Genomic DNA, 8647 nt, shown 5'->3' on the forward strand with positions numbered 1-8647 from the left:
TAATTGGATATAATTATTTATATGCCCATAAAAATTCATAGCGGAAAATTTTTGAATTTCAATATTTTTGATGTTTTTTAAATAATCACATACAACATTATATAGCCCAAATTCTGAAATATAATAATTGTAATTGCCTGGTGTTTTTTTACTTAAATCTTCAACACATGTTACAAATTCTTTATCTATACATTTTGATTTATTATTTGCATACATCCTACTAATACGTCTTAAATAATTATAATTGCCGTATAATATAGATGGAACATTGCAACATAAACTAGGGATCATTGAACTACTTCCAGCTTCTGTTATTGCTAAGTCTACTTCACTACAACAACATACAGCTTCTCTAATTGTTGTTCCATCCAAAGAAACTATGATAATATTATTAATATGACTTAATTGAGCTTTTATCACATCAATAATTATACTTGCATTGAATGTAGATTTATAATTTTTTTTATCTTCATAGCTTCTGACTCCATCTAGGTATACTTTTATGTTTTTAAAATGATGTGATAAAAAACTTATTATCATTACAATACAATCTACTTGATTTAACCAAGTCTTATTTCCATCATTTCTTGTTGTTAATCCAAACCATAAGACTAATTCAAAATGACTACGATCTTCAATTAATTCACAACTTGCTAAGCATTCTTTATAAATCTCTCTTCCCATGTTGCAAAAAATATCATTTTTTTTATAATTAATTAATGTGGATGAAGAAATTATTCTCGGATTAACAGCAATGTTATTCTTGGAATTTATTTTAAAAATTTTCTTTGGAGAAAAAAGCAACTTATCTGATACTTCAACTATTCCTTTTTGCGGAAAAATAGCATATAAATTAGCTATTTCTTCAAAAAAGAAATGCCAATAAGCATTACTACTACCTAAACAAAAATAAAATGGTATATCCTGAAACAACAACTTATCAATTTCAACTGTATTGAATATTTCAAAATCAATAGAATGTTGAGGACACAATGGAAATGTATAAATTTTATTATCTACTAAAATGCAATCAATAACATTTACCCTTTGCCATAAAAGCCAAGGGTGACGATTATTTTTATCTATAAAAAATATATGTCCATATTTTGAAAAAACTGCTCTTGTGATAATATTATCATACAATGGATGTTGCAACTCTAAAAATTTTCTTTTGTCTTGGGCTTTCCAAAATTCAACAATACTATCAAGATCAATATTTTTTATATATCCATAAAGCTTCTCAACTTCCGTATTTTTTCCAGTGGTTTCATAAGGAAGAACTTTAAATAAATTCTCCCCATTTATATAATTATCTAAAAAACGCTTAACATCAAGACTCATGCACTTTTCTTATTCTTAATCAATGTCACACTAAAAGCATCGCCTATTGGGAAAAATTCTAAATTATATTTTAGACAAAATTCATCAACAGCTTTTTTTGAACCAGTATAATATGGATGAAAATAATCATGTATAAGTATAACTCCTTCATCAACCATTCGTGGATAAAAAAATTCAAGACCAGCTAATATTGGCTGATATAAGTCCACATCTATATTTACAAATTTAAAAACTTCTTTATTTGGAATTTGGTTGGAAGTTTCTGGAAAATATCCTTTTACAAATCTACAATTATCGACATACAACATTTTTGATTTTACATAATCTAATGATGTGTTGCTAAAATCACCAATGTTAGCTTTTGATAAACCTTGTTCTTTTTCATTTTTACAATCTCTAATATCAAAGCCTTCAAAAGTATCTAATAAATAAAAAACATCATTCTTGAAAAATTTGTTAATTTCTTTAGCTGTTTCTCCTCTAAATACACCTAATTCAGCTACAGATCCTTTGATTTTTTTATTTTCAAATTCTAGTGATAGTAATTTGATAAAATTTAATCTTGCATAATAAGGTATAAAAGTTAAACTCATATCAATACTATTTTCTTTTATGCCGTAATTAAATAGTATATTTTTGATTTGTTTTATATATATATCAACTTCACTTCCTATAAATATCTTATCAAATTGCATATTTTTCAAAATATCGGGATGATATACGGTATAATTTTTACCATCTATATTGATATATCCCCCTCCATTAGCAGTATGTTTTCTAGGATCTGTGTCTATAAAGCCTAAAAAATCATAATCTTCACTTATATGCCAAGCAATTTGAATACCCAATTGCGCACATCCATAAATAAAAGCTTTTTTCTTCATAATAACCTTTCTATATATTTTTTTAAGTCTTCAGGAGTTCCAATACCATGCATTTGTTTATAATCAATATTATATATACCTATTCTTGCATTATTTTTTATAGCATAATTATATGTAGGGCAAGTATAAAATTCACCATTTATACGATCATTTTCTATGATCATATTTATCGCAGAATCTACAAACATGCTTCCTTTGCTAAAATAATAAATTCCAACTGTAGCTATATCAGAAATAGCTTCTTTTTCTTTTACATATTCTACAATATCATGCGAATCTAATTTAACAAAAGACCACTTTGGATTTTTTTCATTATCTATAAAAGTTAAAATAGAACCATCTAATTCACGCTTCATGCAATCTTGAATATAGTCATTAATATCCACATCAACTATTTGATCAGAATTTGCTATAAGTAATGGTACATCACTATCAATCTTATTTTTAGCATAAAGAATTGTACAAGCTGTACCTTCTGTTAATTTATCTATACCTATAAAATATGCATTAAAATTTGATCTTATATATTCTACTAATACTTGCTCGCTTTCAAGATGTTCTTTTCTAGCTATTAAAATGTAATTAGCATTTGGTATGCTTAAATTCTCAAGTACTCTAACAATCATTGGTTTACCCAAAACATCTATAAATGGTTTTGGTTTTGAAAATCCGGCTTTAGTGAAACGACTACCAAGACCAGCCATAGGTATGACAACATTAATCATTTATTTCTCCCATATACTTATCATCATTAGCTCCTGGAATTTTTACTACTGCAGTAATAGTATCTTCCAAAGCTTTAAAATCTGTAGATTCTTTTGGATGTATAACTATAATATCATTTTTTGTATATATTTTACCGCTCATTTGCACTTTACCTTCAATAACTACAGTAATTTCGGTGGCTATTTTATGATAATGTTTATCTTCACAATCATCTTTTTGATAACGTTTTATACCAACTTCAATCAAATCTGTTTTTATAACACTTGGATTGAAATTTCCAATAAACCAACCGCGAATCATACTTTGTAAATCAAATATTTCCATTTTCAATCCTTAGGAATATCCAAATAAGCTCTTAATTCTTTCATTTTTTCATTTTCCCACTTAATAATATCTACACCTTCCAATCTATGTTCATCTAAAATTAACACAAATTCAATAATAGTGATATTGCCTTCCATGTAGATATTTTTAGCACTAAAATTTAATTTATCGCAATTATTAAATATATTTTTTATAGCTTCTAAAGATTTATTTTTTCCCTCTACTCTTTTAACTACAGGATCTTCTAATACAAAATCATCATCGAAAAGCGAAGATACACCATTTAAATCTTTCTCATCAAAAACTTTTATATATCGTTTAGTTAACTCTTTTAGCATTTTTTACCCTTTCATATTCAGTAATTTTAGCATGACTATAAAAAGTGAAATAGCGATTTGAATCAATGGTTATGTTAACCACCTTTTTATTTTTTAAAATTAACTCATTTAAAGTTGAAGCTATATAATATTTTCCCATATAATTCACATCTTTTTTTATAACATTTTTAGCAGCATTAAATAGCAAGTCTAAATTCTTAAAATAATAAAATCCAGCAATAGCATTTTTACTTATAGGTTTTTTTTCAAAAGATTCTAAGACTAAATTGTTATCTTCATTACATTTTACATAAGCCCATCTTGGATGAATACTTTCAAAACTTAATACACCGGCATCACATTGCTCAAATTTAAAAAGAATCTCTCTTAAATCATATTTAAAAATTTGATCCATATTAACCACCAAAACAGGATTGTCTTTCTGTATATCATCTATAGCCATCATAAATGAACAAAGCATTCCTTCTGTTTCATTTTTTAATACTACTATTTTGCTTTTATTATTAGTTAAAACATTAATAGCATCATCTAGATGATATTTTCGAACATCATCTTGTTTTAAAATAAAAATAAAGCGTTTTTCTTTTATATTATCATAATTTTCTATAAAATGCTCCAACATAGTTTTACCACAAATTTCAATAAATGGTTTTGGGAAACCATCTTTATCTTCACTAAAGAAAGAACTTTTACCCGCCAAAGGAACAACTATGTCAATCATCTATTCTCCTTTTGGAAGTTATTAATATGCCTTATTATATTTTCATAATTAACCTCAGTAATTTCTTCCACTATCATTACATTGGCTCCACTAGCCCTAGCTGCTTTTATGCCATTTTCATTATCCTCTATAATCATACATTCTTCTGGGCGTAAATTCATTCTTTCTATAGCCTTATTATACATCTCGGGATCAGGTTTTCCTTTTCTAACATCTTCATTGGAAATGTAAAAATCTAAATATATATCAAGAGAAGCTTTTTGCATCATTATTTCTATAGTATTTCTAATAGAATTAGAACATACAGCCATCTTGTAACCACTCTCCTTAAGTTTTGAAAGAGCATATTCATGGTGAAACCTTGGCTTGCATAAACTATGAACCAAATCCATGGTATATTGTTGCTTCAGCTCATTGATAAATCCATGTAAACCTACAGGCAAACCTTTTTCCAAAGAAAGCATTTTTAGTTTATCTTTTGTTGGTAAACCATCAAAGGTTGTAAGATGTTCTATACGAGAAATTTCCATTCCGAAAAGTCTTAGCACTTTATTTAGCGCATCATAATGCCAATCTTTAGCCTCAATTAAAACCCCATCCATATCAAAAAGTATCGCTTTAATTTTACACATTAAAAAACTCCCTTGCTTGAAGAGGATAATCCGTACAAAGCATCAAACTATCATCGTTATCTAATTTTTTAGATATTTCTTTATATTCTTGCCACTCTTTTTTAAAATCTCTTTTATGTAATTCAGAGGAAACAATACATATTTTTTTATTATTTTCTAAATGTTCTCGAATAATCTTCTCATTAATCCAATGTTCATAAAATTCATCCATCCACACTCCGCATGCTTCATTATAAAAACTAGGTTGTTCTTCATATTCACTTTGTCTTGTAAAAACATTAAAGCCTGCTTTTATATAAAGCAAAGCATCTGGAACTGACATATCAAATACAAAATAGTTGTTAACATCATATTTCTCTAAAAACTCTTTTAAAATACTTTGAAGTCCATCGGCTTTTATATTTAATGCCAAAGGAAAATTATTAGAGAATCTTTTACATAAAGCAAAAAAATCATCTAGAGTCAAACAACTACTATTTGACATATCATGTGATATAACAATTTGCTCTAACATATCTCGTAAATCAGTCTCAACTCCAAAATTATTCTCAAAACTTCGTTCAAATGATTTTAAAGTATTTTTTTCTGAATTTTCAATCCAAAATCCACGATGAGAAATAATTTTCATATATAAAACACCTAATAAAAAATTTTATAACATTACATATATTTTATAAAAACTATCTTTACATAATTTAAATAAAAATATACTTATGCAAACTATAACTATCATTAAATAATAATTTTCACATTTACAAAATCTCATCAACAGCGTTAAATATTGCGGCTAATCTACATCCAAAACCATCATTATTTAAAGCTAAAATATTTTTCATTTTTTTAATCCAATTATTTTTATCATTTTTTTGAATAGATTTTCTTTTTGAAACTCTATGGGTTTTAAAGTGGGTTTTAAAGAATGAGCGTAAGCTAATAATTTTTCATCTTTTATTAGTGTATCTAAATACTCTTGCCATTTTTTAATAGTTTCCTCTGACTTTTTATATTTATCTTTTTCCCAATTTTCAATAAAATCTATATCATTCTCATTCATTGGTTCAATATAGCGAGATAATTTAGAAGAATATTCTTCTCTGTATTTTTGTGGAATAAAAACAATTGTTTTATAGTACCAGCGTTCCATCCAAGAAACATCTTCCTGTGAATTGCTAATCCGTTTTTTTAATTCATTAAAAAACGGATTAGCAATTGCTTTGTTTGCAATATACCTATAAATATTTTGTACACGATGAATATCAGGATATATATTTAAAATTACTTCTCTACTATTAATATTAAAAACAATATCTTCTAGTTTTACATCCTGTTTTAATAAAACTTTTGTTAGTGTATTTTTTCTAAAACATTTTATACACTTATTGCAAGGCTGTAAACTATTACCTCTCATACAAGATCTTGTAAATAAAGAATGAGGATTTTGAATATCGATTTTAGTAGTCGCAACCTCCGATAATCCTATTGTTGGAAAAAATAACTCGCAAGCAATAATTTCAAAAATTGGTGCCCAAGAAATCACAAAAGGAGTTAAACCAAAATTTTGAAATTTTTCAAAACCAGTGCCTGTGCCAACTTCTAAAATAGTGCCTGTGCCAATACTGTCAATTTGAAAAATATCAGCTAACAACAAGAAAGGAATTCCAACAGCTAAGGGGATTTCAGGGTTAAATGTGTCCACAGGAAAACCTACTGGGGTTCTTAAATATTCTAAATTAGTAGGAATAGAATATACTTCTTCTCTAATAGCCTGTAAATCCTTCAAAGCACTCAGTGGAGCTGTTTTATCATACAAATGTTTTTTAAAACTTGGCATGATTCTATCCAAAAACATAACCACTGTATTTTCCGGCATTAACGATAAAGCAGCAGTTGAGTCTACTCCCCCACTATAAGCCAAACCAGGTCTTCCATTATCAATTTTTCTTGGTGCAAGATTCGCATCTTTTTTAGGAATATCTATGTTTAATTGCTTTTTTACAATACATGCAAATTCATTTGACACCCCAAAAGGTAAAACTAATTCATCTGATATAAAAGGGAAAACACACAAAAGACTTGCCATAGCCAGTAAATCTGGATGAATGTCTTTTTCATTTATTTTTACTGGTAATTTAAAAAAACAACTTCTATTGTTCATATGAACTTTATGCTGTAATTTTTGCTCCTCTTTTTGATTTAAATAAAAATCAAAAAAAACATAAACATCATTAAAAGATATTTCAACTTTCATAACTAATTCCTTTCATTTTTAACTAAACAACATCAACTTGCATTTCCAATGGAGCAAAAAATGGTCGTTCTTTTAATGGAAAATCCAAATAAAAATTATCATGTAATTGCATATGCCATTTTTTAAAAGACAAAAGATATTCTTTTCTCATAGCCGACATACCCGAAACTTTGGAAACACCAAATTCTGGATGATTTGTTAAGCTATTTTCACTTTCTAAACAAATCATAGAAAAAATATCCTCCTCATGATATATGCTTTCGTTATACCTTTTAATTCTATTCATAATTTCAGAATCACCGCCAAAACGGACACTATCCCAATAACCTAGCACATTTTTCATAAAATCCGCCTCGATCATACAAGATATATAAGCTATTGATAAAACCCCATCATCTTTACCATTTTTGCTAATGTAAATATTATGAATTCTTCCTTCTATATCCATTCTTATTTTTTTTGCAACCAAAGCTTTAATTTTTCTATTTTCCAACATAAAATTTACTTGTTTTTCTATCCTTTGAGGATGCGCCCAATCATCTGCATCATGTCCTGTTATATATTCACCACTTGAAATGTCTAATGCTTTATTTTTAGAAACATAAGGCCCTAAATTTTGATCATTACATATTATTTTTATCCTAGAATCCGTCTTTTTCTTTTGTTTTATAATTTCCAAAGTAGAATCAACACTACAATCATCTATAATGATTAATTCAATATTTTTATAAGTTTGATTTAAAATAGAATCAATAGCAAAACCTATTGTTTTTTCTGCATTATATGCTGGCATAATTATACTCACCAAAGGCCCACAATCAATACTATAGTCAACTGGACACTCTATTCTAAAAAACAATCCATTGCAGTCTTCTATTTTTCTTAACTTTAAAGGATAATTGCAAAAATTTTTTAGATATCTATTAACATAAATAAGCCACTTTTCCTCATCATTCATTTTAGCATTAGCCAATAAAATATCTAAAGATCTTTTACAGTATAGAGGTAAATTATTTTCTGCAAATCGTATTGCTTGCTTATCTTTTTTCAACCCTATCAGAATATTGCAATACCAACAAACAAAACCATGCTTTAATAGCTTTTCTTTATTTTCTTTATTTTCTTTATTTTCTTTATTTTCTTTATTTTCTTTATTTTCTTTATTTTCTTTATTTTCTTTATTTTCTTTATTTTCTTTATTTTCTTTATTTTCTTTATTTTCTTTATATATTAAAAATAGTTCACACGGTATTTTATACCAGGAGTATAATTTTAAATTTCTTAAAATTGCACGGGAAATCTTATAGGATATAAAATTCTGAATTTTATCATTTTCTTTTTTTAATTTTATAACCATATTGTCTAACTCTATATTTTTTTTTAATAAATATTCCACCTCATAATGCAAAAACTCATTAGCTAATTTCAATGCC

10 protein-coding genes are annotated in these 8647 nt (G+C 26.9%); all 10 read right to left on the reverse strand.

Annotated features, from left to right (window positions below; all coding sequences use genetic code 11):
• The coding region (locus L8T82_RS07720; protein WP_263726254.1) for a hypothetical protein at positions 1 to 1341 on the reverse strand (1341 nt) is incomplete at its 3' end.
• Positions 1338 to 2225 carry a TylF/MycF family methyltransferase gene (locus L8T82_RS07725; protein ID WP_263726255.1) on the reverse strand — a complete coding sequence of 296 codons (888 nt, stop codon included), beginning with the start codon at positions 2223 to 2225 and terminating at the stop codon, positions 1338 to 1340. The genes L8T82_RS07725 and L8T82_RS07720, both read right to left, overlap by 4 nt.
• A complete protein-coding gene (locus L8T82_RS07730) occupies positions 2222 to 2947 on the reverse strand; it encodes a glycosyltransferase family 2 protein (RefSeq protein ID WP_263726264.1) in 726 nt (241 codons plus the stop codon). The genes L8T82_RS07725 and L8T82_RS07730 overlap by 4 nt, the downstream gene beginning before the upstream one ends.
• Positions 2943 to 3275 carry a hypothetical protein gene (locus L8T82_RS07735; RefSeq protein ID WP_263726257.1) on the reverse strand — a complete coding sequence of 111 codons (333 nt, stop codon included), beginning with the start codon at positions 3273 to 3275 and terminating at the stop codon, positions 2943 to 2945. The genes L8T82_RS07730 and L8T82_RS07735 overlap by 5 nt, the downstream gene beginning before the upstream one ends.
• Positions 3276 to 3277: 2 nt before the next feature.
• Positions 3278 to 3613, reverse strand: a complete 336-nt coding sequence (locus L8T82_RS07740) for a nuclear transport factor 2 family protein (RefSeq protein WP_263726258.1) — start codon at positions 3611 to 3613, stop codon at positions 3278 to 3280.
• Positions 3594 to 4334 carry a glycosyltransferase family 2 protein gene (locus L8T82_RS07745; RefSeq protein WP_263726259.1) on the reverse strand — a complete coding sequence of 247 codons (741 nt, stop codon included), beginning with the start codon at positions 4332 to 4334 and terminating at the stop codon, positions 3594 to 3596. The genes L8T82_RS07740 and L8T82_RS07745 overlap by 20 nt, the downstream gene beginning before the upstream one ends.
• Positions 4331 to 4966 carry an HAD family hydrolase gene (locus tag L8T82_RS07750; RefSeq protein ID WP_263726260.1) on the reverse strand — a complete coding sequence of 212 codons (636 nt, stop codon included), beginning with the start codon at positions 4964 to 4966 and terminating at the stop codon, positions 4331 to 4333. Before L8T82_RS07750 ends, L8T82_RS07745 begins: the two co-directional genes overlap by 4 nt.
• Positions 4959 to 5594 carry a hypothetical protein gene (locus tag L8T82_RS07755; RefSeq protein ID WP_263726261.1) on the reverse strand — a complete coding sequence of 212 codons (636 nt, stop codon included), beginning with the start codon at positions 5592 to 5594 and terminating at the stop codon, positions 4959 to 4961. Before L8T82_RS07755 ends, L8T82_RS07750 begins: the two co-directional genes overlap by 8 nt.
• Before the next feature lie 204 nt (positions 5595 to 5798).
• On the reverse strand, positions 5799 to 7214 hold the full coding sequence (locus L8T82_RS07760) for a DUF6395 domain-containing protein (protein WP_263726262.1): 1416 nt from the start codon (positions 7212 to 7214) through the stop codon (positions 5799 to 5801).
• Positions 7215 to 7236: 22 nt separating this feature from the next.
• On the reverse strand, positions 7237 to 8647 hold a 1411-nt coding region (locus L8T82_RS07765; protein ID WP_263726263.1), incomplete at its 5' end, for a glycosyltransferase family 2 protein.

The organism is Campylobacter sp. IFREMER_LSEM_CL292, from assembly GCF_025771615.1.
Classification (GTDB): domain Bacteria; phylum Campylobacterota; class Campylobacteria; order Campylobacterales; family Campylobacteraceae; genus Campylobacter_D; species Campylobacter_D lari_D.

Coding starts and splice junctions, on each gene's coding strand:
- L8T82_RS07760 (WP_263726262.1), bottom strand. CDS start 7,214: ATGAAAGTTGAAATATCTTTTAATGATGTTTATGTTTTTTTTGATTTT.
- L8T82_RS07735 (WP_263726257.1), bottom strand. CDS start 3,275: ATGGAAATATTTGATTTACAAAGTATGATTCGCGGTTGGTTTATTGGA.
- L8T82_RS07725 (WP_263726255.1), bottom strand. CDS start 2,225: ATGAAGAAAAAAGCTTTTATTTATGGATGTGCGCAATTGGGTATTCAA.
- L8T82_RS07745 (WP_263726259.1), bottom strand. CDS start 4,334: ATGATTGACATAGTTGTTCCTTTGGCGGGTAAAAGTTCTTTCTTTAGT.
- L8T82_RS07740 (WP_263726258.1), bottom strand. CDS start 3,613: ATGCTAAAAGAGTTAACTAAACGATATATAAAAGTTTTTGATGAGAAA.
- L8T82_RS07755 (WP_263726261.1), bottom strand. CDS start 5,594: ATGAAAATTATTTCTCATCGTGGATTTTGGATTGAAAATTCAGAAAAA.
- L8T82_RS07750 (WP_263726260.1), bottom strand. CDS start 4,966: ATGTGTAAAATTAAAGCGATACTTTTTGATATGGATGGGGTTTTAATT.